This window comes from Mariniflexile sp. (assembly GCF_052728615.1).
On sequence record NZ_JBFVFE010000006.1, the window covers coordinates 35,599 to 62,254 of the forward strand.

A 26,656-nucleotide genomic window follows, 5' to 3' on the forward strand; every position below is an offset into this window, starting at 1 on the left:
AACATTATGAAAATCAGATCATTTATCCCACTGGCTTTTATAGCCATTATTTCCCTGTTCCTGATAAGCGGCACGACCCCCGTTCAGGACAGTGCAAAAAGTATTATTGAAAAAGCCGACAACAAAAGGCTTGGCAAGACCAGTTCCGCCACAATGACCTTAAATATCATCCGGCCCAAATGGACCCGCGAAATCGATTTGAAATTATGGACAAAGGGAAAAGACCTTATGATGATCCTTATAACCGCTCCGGCAAGGGACCAGGGAACGGCCTTCCTGAAAAGGGGGGACGAGATCTACAACTGGGTGCCCCGTATAGAACGCAGTATAAAGCTCCCGCCATCCAGTATGCTGCAAAGTTGGATGGGCTCCGATTTCACCAATGACGATCTGGTAAAACAATCTTCCATGGTCAATGATTACGAGCATACACTCATTGGAAAGGAAGATATAAGCGGCAGGCAGGCCTACAAGGTCCTTTTAAAACCCAAAGAGGAAGCCTCCGTGGTCTGGGGAAAGGTGGAAGCCTGGGTAGATGTGGAAGAATCCCTTTTCCTGAAACTGGCCTATTATGACGAAGAAGGCAAGTTGGTAAACACCCTGTTGGGCAAGAACATTAAAACAATGGGGGGGCGCACCGTAACAAGCCTGCTGGAGATAACCCCGGCCAAGGATCCCGGCAATAAAACCACTTTGGAATATAAATCTATTGAATTTGACCAACCTATGGACGATAGCTTTTTCTCTTTAAGGAACCTAAAAAACCTTAAATAAAATGATCATTAAACTATCTTGGCGAAACTTGTGGAGAAGCCGGCGAAGAACGCTGATAACGGTAGCTTCCATTGTTTTTGCGATCGTATTTGCCATTTTTATGGACAGCCTGCTCCTGGGCCTGAACAAACAGATGGCGGACAGCCTGGTGGGCGTGTACAGCGGGCATTTTCAAATTCAGCAGGAAGGGTATTGGCAGGATAAATCGCTCCACAATTCCTTTGTGCCGAACGACAGCCTGGATATGGCCCTTGAAGGCATGCGAGGAATAAAAGGCTTTTCATACCGCCTGGAATCCGTTGCACTGGCAGCTACCACCGAAGGGACCAGGGGCACTTTGGTAATGGGCATAGATCCCGATAAGGAGAAAAATATAACGGGTTTTGATAAAAAGATCATCAAAGGAAACTATCTTGGTGAAACCAACAATCAGGCTTTGGTAGGTAAAGGGCTGGCCGAAAAAATGAATATTTCGGTCGGGGACAGCCTGGTGCTGGTGGGCGAAGGCTATCACGGTGCCAGTGCTGCCGATAAATATGAAGTTTCCGGCATTATAAGGCTGGGTTCCCCGGACCTGGACAACAACATCGTAATAATAAAACTCGAGGATGCCCAATTTTTATATGGCGCCTATGACAGGATTACCTCCATTCCGGTCTTTTTAAGGCCAAACCAATCCCAGGAAGAGGCCATAGCGGCATTGGAACCTAACCTGAAAACTGGTTTTATTGCCAAACCCTGGCAGGAAATGTTGCCAATGCTCACCCAGTCCATTGGACTTATAGACGCATTTCGTGTCATAATAATAGTGCTGCTCTACGTGCTTATAAGTTTCAGCATTCTTGGCACCATTATAATGATGACCCACGAAAGAATGAACGAATTGCGCATCGTATTGTCCATTGGCATGCGAAAAACGAAAATGCAGCTGATGATCGTGACCGAAACATTCTTTATGGCATTGCTTGGCGCCATCCTGGGTTTTTTGGCAAGCTACCCCCTTGTAAGCTATTTTAAGGCACGGCCCATTGAAATCAAGGGAAAGGCGGCTCTTGGTTGGGAATCGTTTGGGATAGACCCCATCTTGCCGACCCTTGTCGATTTTGGTATTTTCACGAAGCATACCTTGATCATACTTGTCATTTCGATCCTATTGTCCATTTATGCCATTCGTCAGATTTCAACTTTAAAGCCTGTGGCATCAAAAAAATAATATAAACATGAAAACACTTTTAAAATTAGCCTGGAGGAACATCTGGAGGAACAGGACCCGAAGCCTGGTCGTGGTCGTTTCGTTGGCAATCGGTATCTGGGCCACGGTTATTATCCTGGCACTTTCGGACACGCTGCACAGTGAATCCCTAAAAGATGCCATCGAATATAAATACGGGCATATACAAATCCAGAACCCCGATTTTGTAAAAAACGAAAAATTGGCCCTGACCATCCCCGACGGGGAAAGGATATTAGGGGAGATAAGTAGGGATAAGGAAGTAAAGGCCGCTACGGCCAGGACCGAAGCATACGGGATTATTGCCTCTGCCGGCTATTCTTCCAATATCATCCTTATAGGGGTACTGCCCGGGGCGGAAGAAAAAACCACCCTGTTAAAATCAAGGCTCACTTCAGGGGACTACCTTTCCCAGGAGGTAAGGAACCCGATCATCCTCGGGGAAAAGCTGGCCCAAAAACTCAATGTAAAAACGGGCAATAAAGTCGTGTTGGGCTTTGAAGGCAAAGGCGGGGAATTGATATCCTCAACGTTCAGGATCACGGGCCTGTACAAGGCCACCCAAACCAGGGATGAGGAAACGTTGGTCTATGCCGACCTTGCGGATGTTACCCGGTTGGCGGGCATTGAAGGGCAATACAACAAGATCGTCATTAAGCTCAACGACCTAGATCAATTAGTGCCGTACCTCGCTTCCCTAAAGGCACGGTTCGGCCAGCCCGATGTGCTGATACGGGATTGGCGCGAGGCCAATGCAGATCTGGAGCTGCTCAGTACCTGGATCGATCAAATGGATCTTATCGTCACCATTATTGTACTGATCGCCCTGGCCTTTGGAATATTAAATACCATGCTGATGTCTATATTGGAACGATATAAGGAGCTGGGGATACTTATGGCCATCGGAATGAACAAACTGCGTATATTCACGATGATCGTGGTGGAAACCATCTACCTTTCTATTTTGGGCGGTGCCGTGGGGATGCTTATCGGGTTTATTACCATTTCCATCCTCAATTACTCGGGCGTCAACTTAAGCTTGTTCTCCGATGCCCTATCCGGTTGGGGGTTCAGTAGTGATGTTGTTTATCCGATCCTAGAGCCCAAAGTGTATGTTATGATTACCGTCCTGGTCATCATTACCGCAATAGTAACCTCTATATATCCGGCCGTAAAAGCCTTAATGTTAAAACCTAACGAAGCTATTAGCAAACAAAATTAATACAAAAAGCCATGAATGTCATAGAAACAAAAGACGTAAGCAAAATATACAATCCGGATACCATTCCGGTAAATGCCCTAAATAAGGTAAACCTCGATATTGAAAAGGGGGAATTCACCGCCATTGTTGGGCCATCGGGTTCCGGCAAGACCACCTTGCTCAATGTTATCGGTGGTTTGGATGATGCCAGTAACGGTTCGGTAATGATCGACGGTAGCGACATCCTGAAATTATCCGGGGGCAAACTGATCGATTTCAGGCTCAGGCACATCGGCTTTGTCTTTCAGGCCTATAACCTGATACCGGTGCTTTCGGCCAAGGAGAATATCGAGTTTATAATGCTGCTGCAAAACTGGCCTACAAAGAAACGTGAGGACCGAACAAACGAAATGTTGGAAGCCGTTGGCCTAAAGGACAAATCGGGTTCAAAGCCATCCCAGCTTTCGGGCGGGCAGCAGCAAAGGGTCGCCGTGGCAAGGGCCCTGGCTTCCAAACCCCGGTTTGTACTGGCCGATGAACCCACGGCAAACCTGGATTCAAAATCGGCGGAAAACTTATTGGATATTATGCTGAAATTGAATTTGGAGGAACATATCACCTTTATTTTTTCGACCCACGACCCACGGGTGATAAAAAGGGCAAGGCGGGTGATAACGCTCGAAGACGGCAAAGTGGTGTCCGACATACAACAAAATACTGACAAGGCTTTAACAGGACAATGAAGGTTTACCTCTATACCCTATTATTGATAGTGTTGTACAACAGCAAGGCCATGGCGCAGGCCGAGGAAAAAAAATGGGAACTGAACGGTTATGTAAAAGGGCTCCAGGCCACTTCCTTTACCGATCTGGATTCCATAACCACCAACTCCCTGCTCCATAACCGGCTCAACTTTAGGTGGTACCCTTCCGATAATTGGAAAGTGGGCATTGAAGTAAGGAACAGGCTGTTTGTGGGCGACCAAATTACGGCCAATCCATTGTTGACCGGTATTGAGGACGATGGGATAATCGACCTCTCGGCCAATATTGTGGAAAAAAAAGATGCCCTCCTAAATACCACACTGGACCGTTTTTGGGTACAGTGGCAGGGCACCAGTTGGCAGGTAACCCTGGGGCGGCAAAGGGTGAATTGGGGCGTAGACAGGATATTCAACCCCAACGACATTTTTAATGCCTATTCATTTATTGATTTTGACTATGAGGAACGGCCGGGCAGCGATGCCCTGCGGATACAGTATTTTAAGGATACGGACTATACCTTGGATATGGCGGTAAAGATCACCGATGACCCGGACGAACTGATTGCCGCGGCACTGTACAAGTTCAACAAATGGAATTACGACATACAATTGCTCGGCGGGGTCTATAAACGCGATATTGTGGCCGGGGCCGGATGGGCGGGAAATATCAAGAACGCCGGGCTTAAGACGGAATTCTCTTATTTTAGGAACTACCAAAACTTTGCCGGGGACCCCGGAACGTTTATTTCTTCGGTCTCGGTGGACTATGCCCTTCCAAATTCGCTGTACCTGTATGGAGCGTATTTTTACAATTCAGCAGGGGCGAATCAAAATGCCATTGAAAATTTGGTTTCAATAAATCTGGATGTAAAAAACCTGTCCCCGTTTACGCACAACTTTTTTGCCCAGCTATCCTATGAATTCAGTGCCATAACAAACGTAGCTATGAACATTCTGTATTCCCCCGCCGATAATGCGGTTTTTATAAACCCGTCACTGAATATCATAATGGGCGAACAATTTGATTTGTCAATTATTTCACAGAGTTTATTTGGAAATACAGATAATTATGATTTATTGTTCAATACAATATATACCCGCTTGAAATGGAATTTTTGAAAGGAATTAAAGGCACCTGGAGCGTCCGGGAACTGAAAAGGCAGATTGCCAGTCTTTATTATGAACGCAGCGGCCTTTCGGCCAAGCCTGAAAAACTGGCGGAAATGGTGCATCAAAAAACAAAGCCCCAGGACCCACCGGATATTATCAAAAACATCTACGCCTTTGAGTTCCTGGATTGGAAGCTAAGGGATGTCATTCAGGAGTCAGATCTGGAAACGGGCCTTATTGAGTTATGGAGATTTATTGTTCCAATCAATTGTATTGAACAAAACTTAGGAGATTATTATAAAAAAGATTATTTTTAATGTTTAATTGTATTTATTATGAAAAAGATTATTTCGATAGTTATAGTTTTTATGGGGTCGTTCATTTTGCTTTATGCCGGGAATACAGTATCCGGGAAATTGCAGGAAAAGGACGTGAATGAAATTTCAGTGTCCCAACTTCATAAAATGATGAAAAAGAAAGATTTCACATTGGTGAATGTGCATATCCCGTATGCCGGGGAAATTCCTCAAACGGATTTGTTTATTCCGTATAACGAAATTAGCGGGCATCTGAATGAACTGCCTGCAAAAGATAAAAAAATTGTGTTGTACTGCCGCACCGTATGAGCGGGATTGCCGCAGAGGTGCTTGTGGATGCAGGATACTCCAACCTTTATAATTTGAAAGGCGGGATGAAAGCATGGGAAGCAGCGGGATACAAGTTAATTGATAAGCAATAGCCATTTTATGGACAAAAGCAATGTGTCTGATTGGAACATTTTTGCCACTCTCCGCGATTTGGGTAAAATCCTTTCGCTTGATGGATGTTTGGCAAACCGGTCCGGCGGTGGCTTATCTTACCATATCGGAAGACGGCACGGATAGCTTTAAGTTTTCCGAAAAGCTAGGATACGGGAGAAATACGAATCGTTTAATAAATTAATTAATAAGGAGACATTAACATGGAATGGATAGTAGAAAATTGGTTTTGGATATTACTGGGTTTAGCTTTTATTGCTATGCACTTATTTGGTCATGGTGGCCATGGAAGCCACAGTGGACATGGTGGACATGACAGTCATGGTGGACAGGAAGATAACAGGAATGAAAAAGAGCCGCAAAAACGTTCAGACGTTGGTTCGGGTCATCAGCATCATAACAGTTAACAATTAATAATAAATAAAGGAGATATATCATGTTAAAAATTAAAATTGTAACCTGGTCGTTGGGAACTTTTACAGCCGTGAGTTTTATCGTTTGTATTATCTATGGCCTCGTAACTCCGGATAGCCTTCACATGCACACATTCCTCGAAACTATGCTGCCGGCTTTCCAATGGCTGACCTGGTGGGGCTTCCTCCTGGGGCTGGCAGAAAGTTTCCTGTATGGTGTTTATGCAGGTTTGGTGTTTGTTCCCATCTATAATTTCTTTCATAAAAGATGGGATAAATAGGAACAATCAACTAAATGGATTAATTTTATGGAAAGAGGAATTGAACATTCAGGGGCATGGGCGATAGCACTGATTGTTATCGTTATCGCGTCTTGGTTGTTATACCGTTATCTAGCCCCCAAGACGTGGCGGGAGTGGGTCGGCGCAGGGCTAATCCAGGCGTTCATCATTGCATTGTATGCGGAGATGTACGGCTTCCCGCTTACAATTTACCTGCTTGTCCGGTTCTTTGGCCTGGACCGCGGTAATCTTGATGCAAACCTCTGGTCCACTTTGCTGGGCATTGGTGAAACCGGCATGATGATCTCGATGATCGCAGGTTATGTGCTCCTCTTTGTGGGCTTTGGGATTTTTCTTCAGGGTTGGCGCGAACTCTATCGTGCCCGTAAAGAAAACCGGCTCGCTACCGGAGGGTTATACGGCCTGGTTCGGCATCCTCAATATACTGGGCTGTTCATCGGGCTTTTCGGAGAAGGTATTGTGCACTGGCCCACATTATTTTCGGTAGGATTGTTTCCAATTATAGTAATAGCGTACACCCTGCTTGCCCGCAGGGAAGAAAAAAAGGTAATTGAACAATTTGGGGAGGAATATCTCGAATATAGGCGGCATGTGCCTATGTTCCTTCCAATGAAAGGAAAATGGAGGCAGTTTATCGGGAGTTCCAATGAATCTTCGGACAATACGCAATAGCCAGGTTTATTTGGCTATGGGTTCGTTAAGAAATAACCTATACATTTTGACTTGCTCTTTTGCGCATTAACGTCGTTAAAAAGCCTCGTTGTAGCTAAGGCTATAACTGTTTTTTTGCCTAGTTAATTCACAAAATAACGGTGCCTATTCTGTACACTTTATTTCTTAACAAACCCTATGTGTAATGCAACCTCAATACAAGGTGTTTAAGCGTCCGGGAGTTGAAAAGGCAGATCGCCAGCCTCTATTATGAACGCAGCGGCCTTTCGGCCAAGCCCGAAAAGCCGGCGGAAAGGGTGCATCAAAAAACAACTCGAAAATTATATCAATAATGAACTCAACAAGCTCCGATAAATTTGGAGGAATTTTTAAAAACACACAATAAAAAACCTATGAACCCTAAAAACCATAAAAAAGAGAAAACCCAAACCAGCAAGGACAATGTAGCATATAAAACAAGCACTGGCAAGAGCTCTCCGCTCGGTGCAACGGTGTATCCAAACGGGGTTAATTTTAGCGTTTTCTCAAAAAACAGTGAAAGGGTGGAACTGTGGTTTTTTCGGAACGCAGACGATACCACACCTTTTCAGGTAATCCCCCTGGATGCCGAAAAAAACAAATCCTTTTACTACTGGCACGTTTTTGTAAAGGATTTAAAACCCGATGTGCTTTACGGCTATAAGGTTTTTGGAGAATACGATCCTTCTAAAGGCAATCGTTTTGATGGCGAAAAATTGTTGCTTGACCCTTACGCCAGGGCGGTGGTAAAAGGGGAAAATTACAGCAGGGCAGCGGCGGTGAATCCAGGGGACAATGCCCCTTATGCCATGAAGGGCGTGGTGATCGATCCCTATACCTACGATTGGGAAGGGGACGAACCACTATATCATCCGTATGCCCAATCGATTGTATATGAGCTGCACGTGAAAGGATTTACCAAACATCCCAACTCTGGTATTGAAGAAGACATGAGGGGCACCTATACCGGCCTGATCGAAAAGATCCCTTATTTGAAAGACCTGGGGATCACTGCCGTTGAACTGATGCCGGTATTTCAGTTTGATGAGACAGATGCGCCCTCTCCCCAGCTGCAAAATTATTGGGGCTACAGTCCGCTGGCCTTTTTTGCCCCACACGGCAGTTATTGTTACTGTGATGAACCACAAGTGAATGCAGATGAATTCAGGGATATGGTCAAAGCATTCCATAAAGCGGGTATCGAGGTTATACTGGATGTGGTGTTCAACCATACCGGCGAAGGAAATCAGACAGGCCCTGTCATTTCATTCAAGGGGCTCGAAAATTCGTTCTACTATATCCTTGCGGACAACCCGGAATATTTCGCTGATTTCAGCGGATGTGGGAACACCCTCAACACCAACCTATACATTGTTAGGAGATTGATCATAGATGCCTTGAAACGTTGGGTGACCGAGATGCACGTGGACGGTTTCCGTTTTGACCTGGCCTCTGTCATGTCGCGTGACGAACATGGAAACCCTATGGATAACCCACCCATTCTTTGGGAAATAGAATCCCATCCGGTCTTGTCAAGGACCAAAATCATTGCAGAGGCCTGGGACACTGGGGGCTTGTACCAAGTAGGATCGTTCATTGGCAACAAATGGGCGGAATGGAACGGAAAATACCGGGATGATACCCGGAGGTTCTTGCGGGGCGACAACGGGATGGTGCACGCTTTTGCCGCCAGCATTGCAGGCAGCCTGGAACTGTACAATAAACCTTTCAGGGACCCCAACCGCAGCATCAATTTTATTACCTGCCATGATGGGTTTACCCTCAATGACCTGGTTTCTTATAATACAAAGCACAACCAGGCCAATGGGGAGGGGAACCGGGATGGGTCCGACGAAAACCATAGCAGCAATTATGGCGTAGAGGGGGCCACCGATGATCTGGGGATAGAAACAATCAGGCTCCGGCAAATCAAGAACTTTTTTGTCGTCCTACTGCTTTCACAAGGTACTCCCATGATTTCTATGGGCGATGAGGTTAGACGAACACAGTCGGGAAACAACAATGCCTATTGCCAGGACAATGAAATAAGCTGGTTTGACTGGGACAAGGTCCATGAGAACCCCCAGTTGCTGGAATTTGTAAAACACCTCGTTCGGTTCCGTAAGGACCATCCCATTTTTCAATTGGAAAAATATTGGGCCATTCCCGATCCGGGGGAACCAAATATACTTTGGCATGGCACCAAACTGAACCAACCAGACTGGGGTTACTACTCCCACAGCATTGCTTACACCCTGCAGGACAAAGAAAGTGATTGTTTGTTTCACTTTATGATAAATGCCTATTGGGAACCTTTGCCATTTGAATTACCGGAAAACCGGGCGGGAAAAAATTGGTACCGTATTGTGGATACCCACTTATCACATCCCGATGATTTCAAAAGAAATGAATTACCTTTGGAACATGCAGGTTTCTATGAACTTAAGCCACGGTCCATTGTGGTACTGAAAGAAGGGGATGCAAGCAGTAAGGCCTAAAAAGTATCTAGCAAAGATTATTAAGTACATAACAAAAATTAATTTTGAGAAATAAACTACTCGCAATTTTCAGGATAACAAAGACCTCACAGGTTTTCAAAACCTGTGAGGTCTACGTAACGAAAAAGCCGTAATATGCTATATGTCTGTATTTTATAGTTCTATTTTAAATTTTTGTTATGTACTAAACAAAGATTATTAAAAAAATATTGAATAGATACTATAATTTTAACTAACCCATTAAAAATGATAGATTTAAATAAAATTTCGACCAAACCGCCCTCGAACACTTCAAAAAGCGAGACCAAAAAGAGCCTGGTCCAGTTCCGCAGTGAACTTTTTGAACTTCAAAATAGGTTTTATTCGGATGGAAGGTTTGGTTTACTTATCATTCTACAAAGCATGGACATATCCAATAAAGATTATACTACAAAACAAATATTTAGTAGCGCGAAGCTAAAAGTTGGAAAATTAAAACCATTTAAAAACCCAACGGAAGACGAATTAAAAAATTTCTTGAAACCAACTATCCTCGAGGCAGAGCCATAGAGGTATTTCGCCCGTTTCATTTTGACCTTGGGGTCAAAAGCCGAAATTTTATATTTTGCCCCACCCGGAATTGCGGAAAGGCAATTCCGACCTCCCCAAAGGAGAGGTAAATTCGGAAACCCCGAGGTAGAACCGTCGGGGAATTATTTAGATTAAGTCATGATTTTTATGTAAAAGACACCCTTATATCTTTCCAAAAGATATATTTTAGATATTTAATCGTTCTTATTATGAAGTTGCCCCTAATTAAAAATAAAAAAGATGAAAAAACCGAAAACAATATTGCTCTTAATTATAACTGTATTAAATACGGCAACTTTATTTGCCCAAAATGTGAGTATTGGTATTGATGCAAATAATGTGTATCAAACTATGGATGGTTTTGGAACTTCTTTAAGGGTATTTAACGATCCTCATATAATAGGAGGAACAACCTCTGCACCCATTACAGCAGGGTTAACAATTTCCACCGCAGAGGAAGATGGTATTTTAAATCTACTCTACAATGATTTGGGTTTAACACGGGTAAGACCTGCTACCGGCGAAGATGGGGCAATTGAAGACCCCAATGATAATAATGATCCAAATATTACAGACCCCAGCCAATTCGATTTTGGATGGAAAAAGATGGATGCCCATATAGATTATGTTTCCAGGGTTATTCCAAGAGGTGTGACTACTTTTTTCCCTTCTACCATAAAAATTGAGAGTTGGATGACTGTTGCAAATCCAGAAGAATATGCAGAATGGGCTTTTATGATAATTAAAAGATGGAAAGACCAAGGATATGAATTGTCCTATTATTCTATTATTAATGAACCTGGATATACCCGAGGTGGCATTTGGCCGGGGACCTACATAAGGGATTGCATAAAACTTTTAGGGCCAAAACTTGATGCTGCAGGAATTAACACAAAAATGGTGATACCAGACGACCTCAATGCAGATGAGGCTTTCACAAGGTCGCAAATTATATTGGACGATAGTGTGGCACGTTCCTATGTGGGCGCACTTGCCTATCATTTATATGGCGGTAGCAATGCCAATAAAACGGCTATGATGCAACTTGGACAGCAATACAACATCCCTATTTGGATGACGGAGTACTCTCGACCGGATGCCTTTGCATGGGGCAACCAAATACATGATGTGATTGCCAATTACGGGGTTTCCGCAGTGGACCATATGTGGGGCTTTTTTGGTCAACAAGAAACCAATGGCACCCAATTGATCCGTTTGAATTTTACCGGCACCAACTATACTGGCTACACCATAAACAAACAATATTATGTAACTGGGCAATATTCAAAATTTGTGAAACCCGGGGCACGACGTATAGAAAGTATTTCCTCTAATAATGATGTTCGCGTTACAGCATTTAGAGATGGCGTAAACGTTTCAATAGTCGTACTTAATAATCACGGCAATTCCCAAACGGTGGATTTTTCACTTAATGGACTAAACAATATTACGACTCTGAAAGCTGTGCGTACAAGTCTTACTGAAAATCTAAATAGTTTAGGCGATATAACGGTTTTAAACGATAGTTTTTCAACCATATTACCAGCAAATAGCATAACAACATTTTACAACGACCAATTACTGAGTGTTGTAGAAAATCCTACAAGTAATCCAGGTTTTACAATCATTTACCCAAATCCTGCTTCTGAGATCGTTACAGTAAAACTTACGTCAGTTTTTAATGGTGAAACAAAAATACAGATAACAGATATAAACGGAAAGTTGGTTTTGGCAAAAACAGTTCGTTTAAACAATCAAATTTCAGAAATACCAATTCGTGTCAATAATCTTAGCAACGGAATATATCTAATCAATATTCAAGCTGAAGGAAAACAGTATTCTAAAAAGCTACTAATACACCATTGATTTGATGCTGAAAACAATAAAATAACGAGCGTAACAATGTATAAATGCCATAGTGCCTACATTGCCCGAACAAAAGTGATTTTCAGCATAAACCGAAAATTTAATAAATGAAAACCGCTACTTTATTTATATTTGATGAAAACATAATTTTAAATAGAATAATAGCGCATTGTCATAAAATTATAAATACCTTGAAGAACATTTAAAAAAATAATCTAAGTACATGACAAAAATTGAAACACACATTTTAAGTTGTTAGTTATCAATAGTTTTTATGATTTTGAATGTTTCATTAACATTACTATCATTTAATGAAGGCTAAACTAATTTTTGTCATGAACTGAAAAAAAACAACCTAAAATATCCTAACAATTAAAAATAGAATACAATGGACAACCACAAAGATCACAAAAATAACAAGGACAAAAAAATGGACCATTCTAAAATGGACCACGACAAAGAGGACCATTCAAAGATGGGTCACAAAAAAGACGATCATTCAAAAATGGACCACTCAGAGATGGACCATTCTAAAATGAACCACGACAAAGAAGACCACTCAAAAATGGACCATTCCAAAATGAACCACGGAAGCGGAGACCATTCCGGTCATGACGGCAATGCGCCAATGGGAATGGCGGGGCACGATCACCATAAAATGATGGTGAAGGATTTTAGAAAACGGTTTTGGGTATCGTTGATAATTACCATCCCGATCCTGTTCTTCTCACCAATGATACAGGAATTTTTTGGGTATGACTTTTTACTTCCCGGCAATCCTTATTTCTTGTTTGCACTCTCTTCATTTGTCTATTTTTGGGGTGCATGGCCATTTTTAAAAGGTTTTTATGGCGAAATGAAAACAAAAGGCGCTGGTATGATGACGCTCATATCCATGGCCATTAGTGTCGCTTATTTTTACAGCACCGCAACCGTTTTTGGACTCAAGGGAGAAGATTTCTTTTGGGAATTAAGTACCCTTATCGTTATTATGCTCTTGGGGCATTGGCTGGAAATGAAATCGGTTTTAGGTGCCTCAAAAGCCTTACAGTTGTTGGTAAGCATGCTACCTTCCGAAGCACATAAAGTAGTTGGGGATACCATTCAAGATGTGAAGTTGGACGATCTTATGAAAGATGATATCATCCTGATCAAACCAGGCGAAAAAATTCCGGCAGATGGTGTGATAACCGAAGGTTCCAGTTACCTTAATGAATCCATGCTTACCGGAGAATCCAAACCTGTTAAAAAGGAACTGGACGATAAGGTTATTGGTGGCTCGTTAAACGGCAACAGTACCTTAAGAGTCAAGGTAGTGCATACCGGAAAAGACAGCTATCTCAACAAGGTCATCAAGATGGTTGACGAAGCACAACGCACTAAGTCCAAGATGCAAAACCTATCCGATAGAGCTGCGAAATGGTTGACTTATATTGCTTTGGCAATCGGTTTTGGTACTTTGGCAGTCTGGTTGATTTTAGGCTTTCCATTTGTCTTTGCATTGGAACGTATGGTAACCGTTATGGTTATTGCCTGTCCGCACGCATTGGGTCTTGCCATTCCTTTGGTAGTGGCCATTTCTACCGCAGTATCGGCACAAAATGGATTGTTGATCCGTAATAGAACCGCCTTTGAAGAATCACGTAAAATATCGGCCTTATTATTCGATAAAACAGGTACCTTGACCAAAGGGGATTTTGGGGTTACCCGTATTGAATCAGTGGATGAAAAGTACTCCACCGACGAAGTCTTAAGGCTTGCGAGTGCCTTGGAACAAAGCTCCGAACACCCTATTGCAGTGGGTATTATTAAAAAAGTAAAAGCAGATAAGGTGACTATTCCAAAACCCGAAAAATTCAATGCCATTACCGGAAAAGGGGTCGAGGCGAATGTAGAAGGCAAGGAGATAAAAGTAGTAAGCCCGGGCTATCTGCGCGACGAAAAGATCAGCATTCCCGATGATGCCTATAGCGATGCCGCCGAAACCGTCGTATTTGTGTTGATAGAAGGCAGATTAGCAGGTTATATTGCACTTTCTGATGAGATCAGACCAGAATCGGCCGATGCTATAAAAACCTTTAAAAAGAACCATATCAAAGTATATATGGCAACAGGCGACAATGAAAAAACCGCCAAAGCTGTTAGCGATAAATTAGGTTTAGATGGTTATTTTGCAGAAGTTCTACCGCATCAAAAAGTAGAAATTGTAAAAGATTTACAGAATAAAGGAGAATTTGTTGCCATGACAGGCGATGGGGTAAATGATGCCCCTGCATTGGCACAGGCCAATGTTGGTATTGCCGTAGGTTCTGGTTCGGATATTGCGGCTGAAACAGCCGATATTATTTTGGTAAATAGCAACCCAAAGGATATTGCCAATTTAATTTTATTTGGCAAAGCAACTTATAGTAAGATGATACAGAATTTAATTTGGGCAACGGGGTATAACGTGGTTGCCATTCCTTTGGCAGCAGGTGTTTTCTATGCTTCAGGTTTTGTATTGGGACCTGCGATAGCAGCCGTATTCATGAGTTTGAGTACGATTATTGTAGCCATTAATGCACAATTTTTAAAGCGTAAACTCGGAAAAAAATAATGAACAGAAATGAAAAACTTAACAGGATATTTTTGATCTTGTTGAGTTTATTTGTAGTGATGTTGGGCTATGGAATCTTACTTCCTGTCTTACCTTATTATACTGAAAGACTTGTACTCAAAGACAATTTTGATACTGATACAATCAATTTCCATATTGGCCTATTGACCAGTGTTTATCCGTTTTTCCAATTGCTTTTTGTTGTGGTCTGGGGGAAACTTTCAGATAAGTATGGCAGAAAACCCATTATCATTGTTGGGCTCATTGGATTCGTTATTATGCAGTTGTTTACGGGGCTTGCCACATCATTGACCATGCTGTATGCGGCACGGATTTTTGGAGGTATATTTTCATCTTCCGTAATTCCTGTAAGCAATGCTTATTTAAGCGACATGACTTCCCAAAAACAAAGAACAAAAATAATGGCTTGGTCGGGAATGGCTGTTAGCGCCGGGGTCATTTTTGGCCCTGTAATTGGCGGTTTTTTATCACAGTCAGATTTGCACTTTGCATATTCCTTTGGGCAATTACATTTTAATCGTTTTTCTGTACCTTTTTTCGCCGTGGCCCTTTTTGGCCTACTTGTATTGTTTTTGGTCCTAAAATGGCTGAAGCCATCAAAACGGACAAACACGGTCATTTTTAAGTTACCAAAACTAAAAATATCATTTTCTGCCCAATTTGTTGCACTGTTGCTACTTTCGTTTGTATTGCAGTTTTCGATAACTTTGTTCGAAACCGTTTTTTCAATTTTTGGGAAGGAGGAATTGCGATTTACCGTTAATCAAATAGCTATTGGTTTTATGCTATGTGGGTCGGTTATGGCAGTGCTGCAGCCTGTTTTTGCCAGTTATGGAGAAAAGGTTCTGTCCACCAACCAACAAATCGCTATCGGTTTATTGGTTTCTGGTATTTCATTGATTGCATTGCCTTTTTTAAAAGGCGAATTTACCGTGTACGGGCTGATCGTTGTTTATGCAATTGGAGGTGCCATGGTTACACCGAATCTGCTTTCGGGGGTCTCATTGATTTCTAAAGAAGATACGGGCAGGAATCTATCCCTACAAAGTTCCATGAACAGTATGGGCCAAATTTTAGGTCCGGTCATTGGAACTTGGCTGATTGCCGGAGGATTTTATTACCCTTTTATTACTGCGGGAACAACCGCTTTGGCCGCTATAGGGTTGGTTTATTTTTTGAAGCAACAATATAAAGAGGCTGATCGGGTTCTATTGGCCGACCAACATATAAATAAGTAGCGATGGGGCATAAACACACAAATAAAAAATATAGTGCAGCGACATTTCAGAATGTTGCGGACAATTCAAAATATATTGATTTGGTGCATTCGGGGGAAGACTATTTTGTGCGGTTAAAAGAAATAATTGATAAGGCGGAAAAGGAAATCCATTTACAGACCTATATATTTGAAAACGATGAAACGGGAAACCTTATAGCCAAATGTTTAAAAGAAGCCGCGCAACGAAAAGTAAAAGTATATGTTTTATTGGATGCCTATGGCAGTGCGGCACTTCCCGATAGTTTTGTAGAGGATATGGTACAGCATGGAATCCTGCTCCGGTTTTTTTCTCCTTTGTTTTCACTGAACAATTTCTATATCGGCAGACGTATGCACCATAAAGTTGTTGTGGTCGATGGAAGCATCGCATTGATTGGGGGAATCAATATCGCAGATAAATATCATGGAACTGCAACATCGGAGCCCTGGCTTGACTACGCAGTACAATTGGATTGTCCCGCTGCAGAAAATCTGCAGAAACTATGTAACGATTATTATTTCAAAAAGGGAAGTTCCAGAAAAATACTGCCTGTTTTACATTCTGCAGGTAACGCACTTGTGGGAATTTTACAAAACGACTGGCTACGGCAAAAAACAGAAGTATGTGATGCCTATACGAACGCCATCCTCCACGCCGAAAAGGAAATAGTTATCGTAGGCTCGTATTTTTTGCCCGGAAGCAGATTGGCAAAAGCATTGAAAAAGGCCTGTAAAAAAGGAATAAAAATAAAAGTTATCTTGGCAGGGATTAGCGATGTGCCTTTGGTGCGAAGGGCAACCGAACATTTGTACGCCTCCTTTTTAAAACATCATATAAAAATTTATGAGTGGAACAGATCCGTAGTGCATGGTAAAGCCGCGGTGGTTGATAACAAATGGGCTACCGTAGGCTCATTTAACCTGAACAGCCTTAGCTGTTATGGAAGCATTGAGATGAACGTAGAAATCCAATCAGTCGAATTTGCCAAAAAACTTCAAGCTGACTTTGAAAAGGTGATAGGTGAGTGTAGCGAAATTACCTTGGAGACCCTCAAACAAAGAGCAGGTATGCTCAACCGGTTGGCCGATTGGGTTTCCTATCAAATGGTACGCATCTCTATGCTCTTTATTACCTTTCTGCCACATTTAAGGTTTTTGAAAAACTATAGGATATAAGATACTGGACACCAAGGCGTTCACTTTTAAAAATTTTGAAATACCGCTTTAAAGACTTATTCTTGAAAAGTAAACGGTAGGCGGTCTGCCATTAAAAAAAAATACCCACAAGTGGTCCAGAACCAGAAAATTTACTTCTCAAAGATTGCTTCACGACCCTGAACGATTCCAAAAGAATCTCAAAAGAATCTCAAAAGAATCTCAAAAGACACATAAAATACCGCTTGGAAGAGTTGATTTTCCTAACTTTATCAGCGGTTGTCAGCGGTTTCCACTCTACAATCTATCTTATTACGTCATCCTGGTATTCCAATGCCTAGATAAACAGCTTTTCCTCTAACAGGAAAGTCTTATATCAGGGCGCGTTCATAAAATCCTTTGAGGTCAAATCCCAGTGGATATGTAAGAATCAGTCAATACTTAAAAATGCAAACTTGCCTTGCACCTTATTGAAAAATTCATCCTTAAGTCTTCTATATTTATCCAAATGGTACAGATAACTTCTTCGGTAGCTTTCATGTTCCTTAATAAAAACCATATCACATTCGGTGTCTTCACACTCCATTATATTGGATCTGGAATTTGAATACTTATGAAGTGCGTTTAACAAAGTCTCGTTTTCAACTTCCTTTTTATGAAAACGTTCAACGACACTATCGTCGCCCAATTTATATTTTAGGTCTTTACTACATATACTTATTAGATTGACCAATTCCTTCTTTATGTATTTTAAATGATTGATCCAATTATCCAACTCCATGGTGTTGATTTTGTGCGCAACATCAACATCTGTATCGTGATCGAATATTTCGGTATTTAAATTTGTCATAGCTTCTTATTTTATATTACCGTATCCATACCACTAAAAGTTTCCTCTTGGGTAACTTCTACAATTTTAATGTGCTGTTTACCTTTGGGAAATTCCCATTCTATGGTATCGTCTTTTGAATAGCCTATGAGTGCAGACCCCATGGGTGTGAGAATGGAAATTTTATTCTTGTTCATATCCTTATCCATCGGAATGACTACCTGCACCGTTTTTTCTAAATGGTTATCAAAAACCACAGTAACCTTGCTGTTAAATCTTATAATATCTTGCGGCATTTCTTTGGCATCCACTATAATTGCCGTTTTTAACTCTTCGGACAATTTCATCAAAGACTTTTGGGTTTCGTGGTCTCCGGCATAGCCAGATATATTGAGTATGCGTTTGAGATATACATACTCCTTTTTTTCTAATATTAAACTCCCGTATTTCATCTTACATGTTTTAAATTATTTTTAAGGAAATATTCCTCTTTGAACATAGGCTTTTTCTATGCGTTCAATGGCAATGCAATAGGCAGCAGTACGCAAATCAAGAGCTTCTTCCCTTGAATAATCATATACTTTATCAAAAGATTCTTTTAATTTTTTATGAAGCTTCGCCATAACTTCATCTAATTGCCAAATCTCTCCATTGCGGTTTTGCAGCCATTCAAAATAACTCCCGATAACCCCACCAGAATTGCATAAAATATCGGGTATAATGGTGATGCCTCTTTCCAGCAGCACCTTCTCTCCTTCAACATTTGTAGGTCCATTGGCACCTTCAGCAATGAGACTTGCCTTTATTTCTAGGGCATTTTGTTTGGTAATTTGATTGCCCAATGCAGCAGGAATACAGATATCACAATCTAAAGCGAAGAATGTATTCCCATCCACAAACTTTGCATTTGGAAAATCCGCGATACTGCCATCGTTAATCTGACTATATTTGAACAAATCGTCCACTTTTATTCCCTTTTGATTTTGAATACTGCCGTAAGCATCTTGTACGGCAACTAATATGGCGCCATCTTTTTCTAAAAAATGGGCAGCCCAATAGCCCACATTCCCAAAACCTTGAACGATGAATCTCTTTCCTTCTAAATTTTTATTGTTCTTTTCCGACCAAAATTTGATCGATAAATAAACCCCGTATCCTGTGGCTCTATCACGCCCTTCTAGCCCACCGCTACCCGCAGGCTTTCCGGTAACCACATGTTGGTTTGCTGTTCGTTCTGCTGGTGGGCGCGTACTCATATAGGTATCTGCCATCCACGCCATGGTTTGGCTATTGGTGTTGACATCTGGCGCCGGAATATCGTGTTCTGGTCCAATATTATCTGCTAAAGCGAAGGTAAAACGTCTTGTTATGCGCTCTAACTCCCCTTGTGAATATTTTGAAGGGTCTAATTTAATGCCTCCCTTTCCACCGCCATAGGGCAGTCCTGCCAATGATGTTTTCCAGGTCATCCACATCGCCAAAGCTCTTGCTGCATCAATATCAACTGTTGTATGGTAGCGCAAACCACCTTTATATGGGCCTAAGGCGTTGTTATGCTGTACCCTGTATCCCGTAAATATTTCAACGGCGCCATTATCCATTTTTACTGGAAAATTTACAATTATTTCATTGTTTGTAATGCTTAATATTTTTCTAATGTTTGGATGCAAACCAATCTGATCTGCGGCACTGTTAAACTGCTCCATCACATTATCCATCATACCTTTTAAGGGCTGTTTTTGGATGTTGTTATTTACTTTTTCTGTTTTAATCATTACTTTTAATTTTTAGTGGTATTATAACCCCAATCATATTTTATAAATGATTTTTATGATTGGGGTTTAATATTTGTTATAACCTAATTTCGTTAGTTGCCAAAGCATCTTCAAAATTGATGGTCACCGTGCTTACCGTGTTAAAAAACCTTTTGCCGTCCTTGTGCTTTACATCAACTTTTGTAATCCCGTTTTTGGTGGTTTTTACATCGGTTACAATGACTTCATCGCCCTGAACAGATTTATAATTGGCTATGCCCCCTCTTTTGATTATAAAATTTGCCCGTGGGAACTTAATGTGCTTATATGTACTGGTTGAAGGATGTCCAATTTCTATAACATCTCCTTTTTGTACGGTCATTGATCTGTTTATTGATTCTTGGGCATTCATGCTTAAAATCCCTATGGCCATAAAGCCAGCTAATACATACTTTTTCATAATTAATTGTTGTTAAGATTAAACCAGTTCTTAAACGAAAAAATCAGCTTTCGTTTTCTTTTTTGAAATCCGTTACTATGGGTATCAAACATAATCTATTTTTAAATTGTTATACCAATCGTTTATGATATCTGCCATTGTTTGAAAATTTGTAAGGACTTGTCCTAATGGTTTCAAATATTAATTTGCCATCGCTTATCCTTCTAGTTGTGAATGTGCTTGAAAGTGTTTTAAAATTCATAATGTTCTTTTTTATTTTATAATTATACCAGTGCTGCAAGAGACTGGTTTCTTTAAATCTGTTGTTTTGTTATTTGTGTGCGTATTTAAGGCTGCTATCTAAAATACCGGTTGACAATAGATCTTTCGTGATATTTCTCAATCATGTATTTATGTCTGGCTGTTCTGTCCTTAAGCTTTTTGCCTATGGAATGTCGAGCCATTATTGCCACTATCAGTGCATTAAAAATCATGATCTTTGGTATTAAATAATTAAAATAATCTCAGTGTCCTTTTTCGCTGTGTTCTAGTTATTGCACTGTCTCTAAATTGTATTTGCTTGTGATTTCTTCGTCAAACTCGCTACAAGACCAAACTTTATCTTTTTGTGTTGTCAATACACATGTGTTGCGATGCATACAACCCGGACAGATATTAAAGTGATTCATAGTAAAAACTTATTAATGTTATACACATACCAAAAAGCAATCCCTATGCCAGAAGGATTTAAAAATTGCCCATAAAACCAGCAAACCCTTATAAACAAAGGGTTTGCGGTAGCGTATAATTAATGTTTTTTTTAAACGGACTGGTACAAAATTTCCCTGTTGGGTAAAGATGTATCAGTTAAAAATGTTTAATCCAAAAGTTTTTGCCGAATGGTTTTTCGGTCTATTTGAAGAATTTCTGCTGCTTTTGTTTTATTGTTTCCTGTGGCTCGCAATACTTTTCCAATGTATTGTTTTTCCATAACCTTTAGTGGCACCAATGCTTCCGAAGAAAAGTTTAACGTATGTTTTAAATGCCCAGGCAAATGGGCAACATCTATAATCTTGTCGCACATAATAACGGCACGTTGAATGCTATTTTCCAGTTCCCTGATGTTTCCCGGCCAATCGTACCGCTCTAGAACAGCCAACGCTTCCGGTGTAATCGTTACAAAACGATCTTTGTACTCAACGCCATATTTAAAAAGGAATTTATCAACCAATAATTGAATATCATCCCTTCGTTCCCGCAAGGGCGCAATTTCAATTTCAACTACAGTCAATCGGTAAAACAAATCTTCCCTAAAGCTATGTTTTTTAATCATGTCGTGCAAATCACTGTTGGTAGCAGCTATAATACGTACATCAATCTTTTCAGCTTTATTTGAACCGACCTTAACCACTTCTTTTTCTTGAAGCACCCGCAACAACCGCGATTGAACCGCAAGTGAGGCATTACCTATTTCATCCAAAAAAATAGTGCCTCCATTCGCAGCCTGGAAAAAACCTTCCCTATTGGTTTCGGCACCGGTAAAAGCACCTTTTAAATACCCGAACAACTCTGCCTCTAGAAGATTTTCTGGGATGCCTCCACAATTAACCGCAATAAATGGCGCTCTTGAAAACTTACCTTGATAATGTATGGCACGAGCCACCAACTCTTTACCCGTGCCACTTTCTCCTTTAATAAAAATGGTGGCTTTATTATCCTTTACACGCTCGATAATTTGAATGATATCGTTAATTTTTTCAGACTTCCCAATGATTTCGCCATAGGCCTTATTTTTTTCTACAGAAGAATTTTTGGATTTAGTTATAGTTTCTTCGGAAGCAACCAAAGACTTTTCCAATGCAGATTTCAGCTCATCCTTTGTAAAGGGCTTGGTCAAATAATCGACCACGCCGGATTTAATAGCCGCTAAAGAACCTTGAACGGACGGATAGCCCGTTACCACCAACTTGGGCATTTTTGGGTAATGTTCGGACACGAATTTTATGAGCTCGAAACCGTCAACTTCCGGCATTTTTAAATCAGTAATCAATAAATCCATCCGTGTATCCCGTAGGATTGTAACGGCTTCCTTTACTGAAATCGCTTTAAAAACATGATAGCTCCATGATTGCAAATGGCGCTGCAAAAGCTCGAGGATATTGACATCATCATCAACAATAAGTATATTTTCTTTTCGTAACTGCATGGCTATTATTAATCTTTTGGAAGTGTTATGGTAAATATAGCACCTTTTTCCAAGTTATTTTCTGCTGTAATGGTGCCTTTGTGCGATGCGACGATGCCATGAACAACGCTTAAGCCCAAACCCGAACCATCTCCTGTTGGCTTTGTGGTGAAAAACGGCTGAAACACTTTCTCTAAATCATCTTTAGCAAATCCTTTTCCTTCATCAGAAATTTTAAGGACGATGTTCTTTTCCGTTTGGTAGGCTTCAATAATGACCAATCCTTCTTTTGGCGAGAAATAGATGGCATTCATCAACAAATTAAAAATAATCTGGGTCAATTGGATGGGGTCCGCCCGTAACCACAATTCTTTTTCTTCAATCAATACCAAATGTTTAATATGTTCTTTTCTAAACGTGGCATCCAGTAATTTTAAAGCATTTTTTATATGTGGAACAATATTGATGGATTTTTTTTCCTGTGGCATTTCACAGGCAAAAAACATCAATTTTTTAACCACTTCCCTAGAAAAAATAGCATTTTCAATGATTTTATCTAAATCTGGGGTCGCTTTCCCATTTAATTTTAAATCACATTTAAGCAATTCGGCAAAGCCCAAAATATTTGCTAAAGGGGTATTGAGCTCGTGGGCAATGCCTGCTGTTATTTCACCTAAAATACCCAAACGGTCTGCATGCTCCATTTGTCTTTTTAAAGAGGCCTCGCTTTCCTGTATCTCTATACGCTCTAATAAACTCCCTACCTTTAAGGCTACATTATCCAGCAGCAGTTGTTCCTCTTTTAAAAAATTGATCTGTTTAGAATCGGCACCGCTCAATCCTGCAATCAATTCGCCTTTGGTTTTATTGAAAATCTTAATATCGGATTTAATTTCCAATGCGTTACCAATTTGACTGTCAGTAGAGATGGAAATGGTATCCATTATGAAAGATATATAGGTGCTTTCGGGATATTGGAACGCTTTTTTCAAACTAACAACCACTGCTTTTAGCATATCTTCAATCAAATCCACATTGGCATTGCCAATAATGGATGACACCTCATAAAGACAGGTTAGCTCTTTGATGCGTTCTTTTAGTGCTGCTTCGGTACTATTCATTTTTTGACTTCTTTACCCTATAAAAAATAATAAATTGAAACAACACCCCTACCAGAATCAAAAATCCAATTTCTAACTGAGAGATGAGTTTATTATTGTTAAGTGATTTTTGAGCGATATCGGTCATTTGTTTACTTTCTGAGACCTGTATCAATTCTAAATTATTTAAATCGGTTCGCAAAGATTCAAGATAGTTAATAACCTCTTTATTTGCTGAAGTTTGCTCTTTGATTTTAAGTTTTTTAAAATTTTCCTTTAAACTTTCAAACACCTTCGATTCCTTTAGGGTGAGCTTAGTTGTACTGAACACGTCCATAAGCGTTTGAAATTCCTTATTCATTGCATTACGGCCATTGGTTGAATTACTATAAAGAAGCTGTATTTCTTTTTTATGGAGAATAGTGTTCATTCTATAAATATAATCCTGTGCAACAACTCGATCCTTGTACACCGTAGAAAGTGAATGTTGTACAGTTTCAAAATGTCTTTTATCAATACGATTTGTAGCCAATACCAATAAAAAAACGACCAGAAGTGCGAAACCAATATTAATTCGGTTTGAAGTAGATATTTTTTTAAACATGTTTATTTGCTTTAATACCCTAAAAATAAGGTAATATGTTAAATTAATGTAGAACTGATTTAAACTTTTTCGCTTAAATGTAAAAAGTTTAAATCAGTTCGCAATCAAATTTTATACCCCACCGAACTTGTAAAAATACACTATTGATTTTCAAATGATTAAATTTACATTATAAAATACTTCTGAAGAATAATTACCCAATCGAGGAAATATTACCCAACATAACACCTGATCATAAAGATTAATTTATATCATTCCAAGAACCCGTCTTGACTGATGTTTTTAACCGAAAACAAGATAATCCACATAGCCATTGGGAGTTCAGAAGAGCCACGTTTTGCAAGCCACTATACGAGCAAATAAATTATTGGCAGAATTAAAAGGTTATTGCCAAACCTTGCCCAATCCACAAATGCTGTTAAGCACCATTGTGTTGCAAGAAAGTAAAGTGTCTAGTGCCATTGAAAACATTGTAACCACTCAAGATGAGTTGTACAAAGCAGCGTTAATGGGCGATGCTATAAAAAACCAGGCAGCCAAAGAAGTTTTACAATATAGAGAAGCAATTTATTGGGGCATTGATCAGTTAAAAAAAATAATTTAATTACAACTAATTTGCTAGTGGGTTTAATGCAGCGTTTGCGGGGTTCTTCAGAAAACATTAGAAAAAATACAGGTACAAAATTAGCCAATCCTACCAATAATAAACAATAATAAAGTAGTTTACACACCACCAGAAGGTAAAAAAGTTATCAGAGATAAATTATCAAAACTTGAAATTTTTATAAACGATTCTGCTTTTTCAGATTTAGATCCATTAATAAAAATGGCTCTTATACATTATCAGTTTGAAGCCATTCACCCATTTAGTGATGGCAATGGTAGAACAGGAAGAATATTAAATATACTATATCTTATCCAACAAGAACTATTAGGGCTGCCAGTTTTGTATTTAAGTCATTACATAATTCAAAAAAAACCAGACTATTATCGTTTGATTAAATCAATTACCGAAGAAAATAATTGGGAAGAATGGGTTTTATTTGTGGTAAATGGTGTAGCAACAACCGCCGAAATGACTTTACAAAAAATTAAAGACATTTTAGAGTTAAAGATTAATACAGAGATTAATGCTAAAGAAGTGCTAAAATCTTCTTATTCTAAGGAGTTAGTAGATTTACTATTTAGGGTCTCCTCAGACTCTCTGAATAGCCTATTTACAGTGGGTTTTAAACGATTTCAGATGCTTTTTAATGCAAGGTTATTTGCCTCTTTATGCAAATTTTCAGTATTTCGTAACAGTTTTTTTGGGAATAAAATAAAATTTCCGCAATCCGGGAAACACTGTATTTGATAAAAGTATCATTAAAATGGCTTAAAATGCGTATATGGGCATATTGAAAAATCTGAAAAATAGTTTTTTGTTACAAATTGACTTTCTGAGGAAACCCTATTTAGTCATCCTTATTTAAAAACAAAAGTTTTAGAAGATAATAATATAGCCAAAAGACAAACGGCGAGCGAATATTTAAAAAAATTAGAGTCCAACAAAATACTTTCTTCTGTAAAAATTGGTAATGAAATATATTACATAAATCAAAAATTGATTGAGATTTTGTCTCGATAGCAACAAAATGATATGTCGATTCGATCGACACTACAACTATCTATGTCGATTTTTTGTGACAATTTTGACATACTTTTAAATCATGTCGATTGAATCGACATAGACTTTCATACTGTTCATTTTTTTAGTTTTTTTTGACATGACAAAATTTAAAAGTATAAAATATTCAAAGTAGTCAACCCTGAACTTTAAACTTTGAACTTTTTATTTTTGAACTTTTTTCAATCCTTATACAAACTTGGTAAGCTAATTTTAAACTTTACAGCAATTAAGCGTACAATTATTACTACCGAACCAGAAATTACGAACACAATATTATTATCTATGGGTAATTTTCTTAATAAAAAATAAGTGAATCCTCCCAAAATACTGGCTGTTGCATACACTTCTTTTCTAAAAATAATGGGTATTTCATTACAAAGTATATCTCTAATAACACCGCCAAAACAGGCGGTTATAGTGCCTAGGGCAACATAAATAATGGGATGCAACCCAATATACAAGCCTTTTTCAATGCCCACAACCGTATACAAACCAATACCAATAGTATCAAATAAAAACAGAGACACCCTTAAATAATTAAGTCGTTTTCTAAAAATTATAGCAAAAACGGTGGCTGCTATAATGGTGTAAACATAAATCATATTTTCCATCCACGTTACAGGTGTTTTTCCTATAAGTATGTCTCGCAATGTTCCGCCACCAACCGAGGTTACAAAGGCAATAATGAGTACGCCAAATACATCCATTCTTTTTTCCAGTGCTACCAATACCCCCGAAATGGCAAAGGCAAAGGTTCCGAGTATTTCTATTATTTATGCGAATCAAGAGTTGAAAAGATTATACCCATTAGGATTTAGAAAACAATATTAGGGGCGTTAGCCCTGAAATCGTCGTAGATACAAACGTTAA

At 39.7% G+C, this 26,656-nt stretch carries 26 protein-coding genes and 1 pseudogene; 19 read left to right on the top strand and 8 right to left on the bottom strand.

Going from position 1 to position 26,656, the window contains the following annotated elements; genetic code table 11:
• Window positions 1-6: 6 nt before the first annotated feature.
• The 16 genes from ACU1LP_RS03915 (at window position 7) to ACU1LP_RS03990 (ending at window position 17,227) form a co-directional block, all read left to right on the top strand.
• The gene (locus ACU1LP_RS03915) at window positions 7-774 is read left to right on the top strand and encodes an outer membrane lipoprotein-sorting protein (RefSeq protein WP_445735618.1); all 768 of its coding nucleotides are present in this window, start codon (window positions 7-9) and stop codon (window positions 772-774) included.
• Window position 775: 1 nt separating this feature from the next.
• Window positions 776-1,987 (top strand): ABC transporter permease, encoded by a 1,212-nt coding sequence (locus ACU1LP_RS03920; protein ID WP_445735619.1) that lies wholly within the window; start codon window positions 776-778, stop codon window positions 1,985-1,987.
• Window positions 1,988-1,994: 7 nt separating this feature from the next.
• Window positions 1,995-3,227, top strand: coding sequence for an ABC transporter permease (locus tag ACU1LP_RS03925; protein WP_445735620.1), 1,233 nt, complete (start codon window positions 1,995-1,997; stop codon window positions 3,225-3,227).
• Between the two features lie 11 nt (window positions 3,228-3,238).
• On the top strand, window positions 3,239-3,949 hold the full coding sequence (locus ACU1LP_RS03930; RefSeq protein ID WP_445735621.1) for an ABC transporter ATP-binding protein: 711 nt from the start codon (window positions 3,239-3,241) through the stop codon (window positions 3,947-3,949).
• Window positions 3,946-5,088 carry a hypothetical protein gene (locus ACU1LP_RS03935; protein ID WP_445735622.1) on the top strand — a complete coding sequence of 381 codons (1,143 nt, stop codon included), beginning with the start codon at window positions 3,946-3,948 and terminating at the stop codon, window positions 5,086-5,088. The genes ACU1LP_RS03930 and ACU1LP_RS03935 overlap by 4 nt, the downstream gene beginning before the upstream one ends.
• On the top strand, window positions 5,076-5,396 hold the full coding sequence (locus tag ACU1LP_RS03940; RefSeq protein ID WP_445735623.1) for a hypothetical protein: 321 nt from the start codon (window positions 5,076-5,078) through the stop codon (window positions 5,394-5,396). Before ACU1LP_RS03935 ends, ACU1LP_RS03940 begins: the two co-directional genes overlap by 13 nt.
• 18 nt (window positions 5,397-5,414) lie before the next feature.
• Window positions 5,415-5,705, top strand: coding sequence for a rhodanese-like domain-containing protein (locus ACU1LP_RS03945; RefSeq protein ID WP_445735624.1), 291 nt, complete (start codon window positions 5,415-5,417; stop codon window positions 5,703-5,705).
• Between the two features lie 392 nt (window positions 5,706-6,097).
• A complete protein-coding gene (locus ACU1LP_RS03950) occupies window positions 6,098-6,244 on the top strand; it encodes a hypothetical protein (RefSeq protein ID WP_445735625.1) in 147 nt (48 codons plus the stop codon).
• Between the two features lie 29 nt (window positions 6,245-6,273).
• Window positions 6,274-6,531: a DUF5676 family membrane protein gene (locus ACU1LP_RS03955; protein WP_445732744.1), complete on the top strand. Its 258-nt coding sequence runs from the start codon at window positions 6,274-6,276 to the stop codon at window positions 6,529-6,531.
• 27 nt (window positions 6,532-6,558) lie between these two features.
• Window positions 6,559-7,224, top strand: a complete 666-nt coding sequence (locus ACU1LP_RS03960; RefSeq protein WP_445735626.1) for a methyltransferase family protein — start codon at window positions 6,559-6,561, stop codon at window positions 7,222-7,224.
• 392 nt (window positions 7,225-7,616) lie between these two features.
• Window positions 7,617-9,740, top strand: coding sequence for a glycogen debranching protein GlgX (glgX, locus tag ACU1LP_RS03965; protein WP_445735627.1), 2,124 nt, complete (start codon window positions 7,617-7,619; stop codon window positions 9,738-9,740).
• A 246-nt stretch (window positions 9,741-9,986) separates the two neighbouring features.
• Window positions 9,987-10,289: a hypothetical protein gene (locus ACU1LP_RS03970; RefSeq protein ID WP_445732747.1), complete on the top strand. Its 303-nt coding sequence runs from the start codon at window positions 9,987-9,989 to the stop codon at window positions 10,287-10,289.
• A 261-nt stretch (window positions 10,290-10,550) separates the two neighbouring features.
• Entirely contained in the window at window positions 10,551-12,176 is a 1,626-nt protein-coding gene (locus ACU1LP_RS03975; protein ID WP_445735628.1) for a T9SS type A sorting domain-containing protein, read from the top strand.
• 475 nt (window positions 12,177-12,651) lie between these two features.
• The gene (locus ACU1LP_RS03980) at window positions 12,652-14,772 is read left to right on the top strand and encodes a copper-translocating P-type ATPase (RefSeq protein WP_445735665.1); all 2,121 of its coding nucleotides are present in this window, start codon (window positions 12,652-12,654) and stop codon (window positions 14,770-14,772) included.
• A complete protein-coding gene (locus ACU1LP_RS03985; RefSeq protein WP_445733785.1) occupies window positions 14,772-16,031 on the top strand; it encodes an MFS transporter in 1,260 nt (419 codons plus the stop codon). Before ACU1LP_RS03980 ends, ACU1LP_RS03985 begins: the two co-directional genes overlap by 1 nt.
• 2 nt (window positions 16,032-16,033) lie before the next feature.
• Window positions 16,034-17,227, top strand: coding sequence for a phospholipase D-like domain-containing protein (locus tag ACU1LP_RS03990; RefSeq protein WP_445730950.1), 1,194 nt, complete (start codon window positions 16,034-16,036; stop codon window positions 17,225-17,227).
• 409 nt (window positions 17,228-17,636) lie between these two features.
• Here the strand turns inward: ACU1LP_RS03990 and ACU1LP_RS03995 are convergent, their stop codons facing one another.
• From ACU1LP_RS03995 to ACU1LP_RS04025, 7 genes are all read right to left on the bottom strand, one after another.
• On the bottom strand, window positions 17,637-18,056 hold the full coding sequence (locus tag ACU1LP_RS03995; protein WP_445730949.1) for a hypothetical protein: 420 nt from the start codon (window positions 18,054-18,056) through the stop codon (window positions 17,637-17,639).
• 11 nt (window positions 18,057-18,067) lie between these two features.
• Window positions 18,068-18,487 (bottom strand): GreA/GreB family elongation factor, encoded by a 420-nt coding sequence (locus tag ACU1LP_RS04000; RefSeq protein ID WP_445730948.1) that lies wholly within the window; start codon window positions 18,485-18,487, stop codon window positions 18,068-18,070.
• A 21-nt stretch (window positions 18,488-18,508) separates the two neighbouring features.
• A complete protein-coding gene (locus ACU1LP_RS04005) occupies window positions 18,509-19,810 on the bottom strand; it encodes a Glu/Leu/Phe/Val family dehydrogenase (RefSeq protein ID WP_445730947.1) in 1,302 nt (433 codons plus the stop codon).
• Window positions 19,811-19,886: 76 nt separating this feature from the next.
• Complete coding sequence (locus ACU1LP_RS04010; RefSeq protein WP_445733784.1) at window positions 19,887-20,249, bottom strand: hypothetical protein; 363 nt, start codon at window positions 20,247-20,249, stop codon at window positions 19,887-19,889.
• Window positions 20,250-21,105: 856 nt separating this feature from the next.
• Window positions 21,106-22,434 (bottom strand): sigma-54-dependent transcriptional regulator, encoded by a 1,329-nt coding sequence (locus tag ACU1LP_RS04015; protein WP_445733783.1) that lies wholly within the window; start codon window positions 22,432-22,434, stop codon window positions 21,106-21,108.
• 8 nt (window positions 22,435-22,442) lie between these two features.
• Complete coding sequence (locus tag ACU1LP_RS04020) at window positions 22,443-23,534, bottom strand: sensor histidine kinase (RefSeq protein WP_445730944.1); 1,092 nt, start codon at window positions 23,532-23,534, stop codon at window positions 22,443-22,445.
• Window positions 23,527-24,117: an MCP four helix bundle domain-containing protein gene (locus tag ACU1LP_RS04025; protein ID WP_445733782.1), complete on the bottom strand. Its 591-nt coding sequence runs from the start codon at window positions 24,115-24,117 to the stop codon at window positions 23,527-23,529. The genes ACU1LP_RS04020 and ACU1LP_RS04025 overlap by 8 nt, the downstream gene beginning before the upstream one ends.
• A 337-nt stretch (window positions 24,118-24,454) precedes the next feature.
• On the opposite strand from ACU1LP_RS04025, the gene ACU1LP_RS04030 reads away from it, so the two are divergent.
• The 3 genes and pseudogenes from ACU1LP_RS04030 to ACU1LP_RS04040 form a co-directional block, all read left to right on the top strand.
• Window positions 24,455-24,721, top strand: coding sequence for a Fic/DOC family N-terminal domain-containing protein (locus tag ACU1LP_RS04030; protein WP_445735666.1), 267 nt, complete (start codon window positions 24,455-24,457; stop codon window positions 24,719-24,721).
• Between the two features lie 99 nt (window positions 24,722-24,820).
• Complete coding sequence (locus ACU1LP_RS04035; protein ID WP_445735667.1) at window positions 24,821-25,471, top strand: Fic family protein; 651 nt, start codon at window positions 24,821-24,823, stop codon at window positions 25,469-25,471.
• A 102-nt stretch (window positions 25,472-25,573) separates the two neighbouring features.
• Window positions 25,574-25,744 (top strand): annotated as a pseudogene (locus ACU1LP_RS04040) (Fic family protein); the annotation flags it as partial.
• Window positions 25,745-25,965: 221 nt separating this feature from the next.
• Here the strand turns inward: ACU1LP_RS04040 and ACU1LP_RS04045 are convergent.
• Window positions 25,966-26,559, bottom strand: a complete 594-nt coding sequence (locus tag ACU1LP_RS04045; RefSeq protein WP_445730966.1) for a trimeric intracellular cation channel family protein — start codon at window positions 26,557-26,559, stop codon at window positions 25,966-25,968.
• Between the last annotated feature and the right edge of the window lie 97 nt (window positions 26,560-26,656).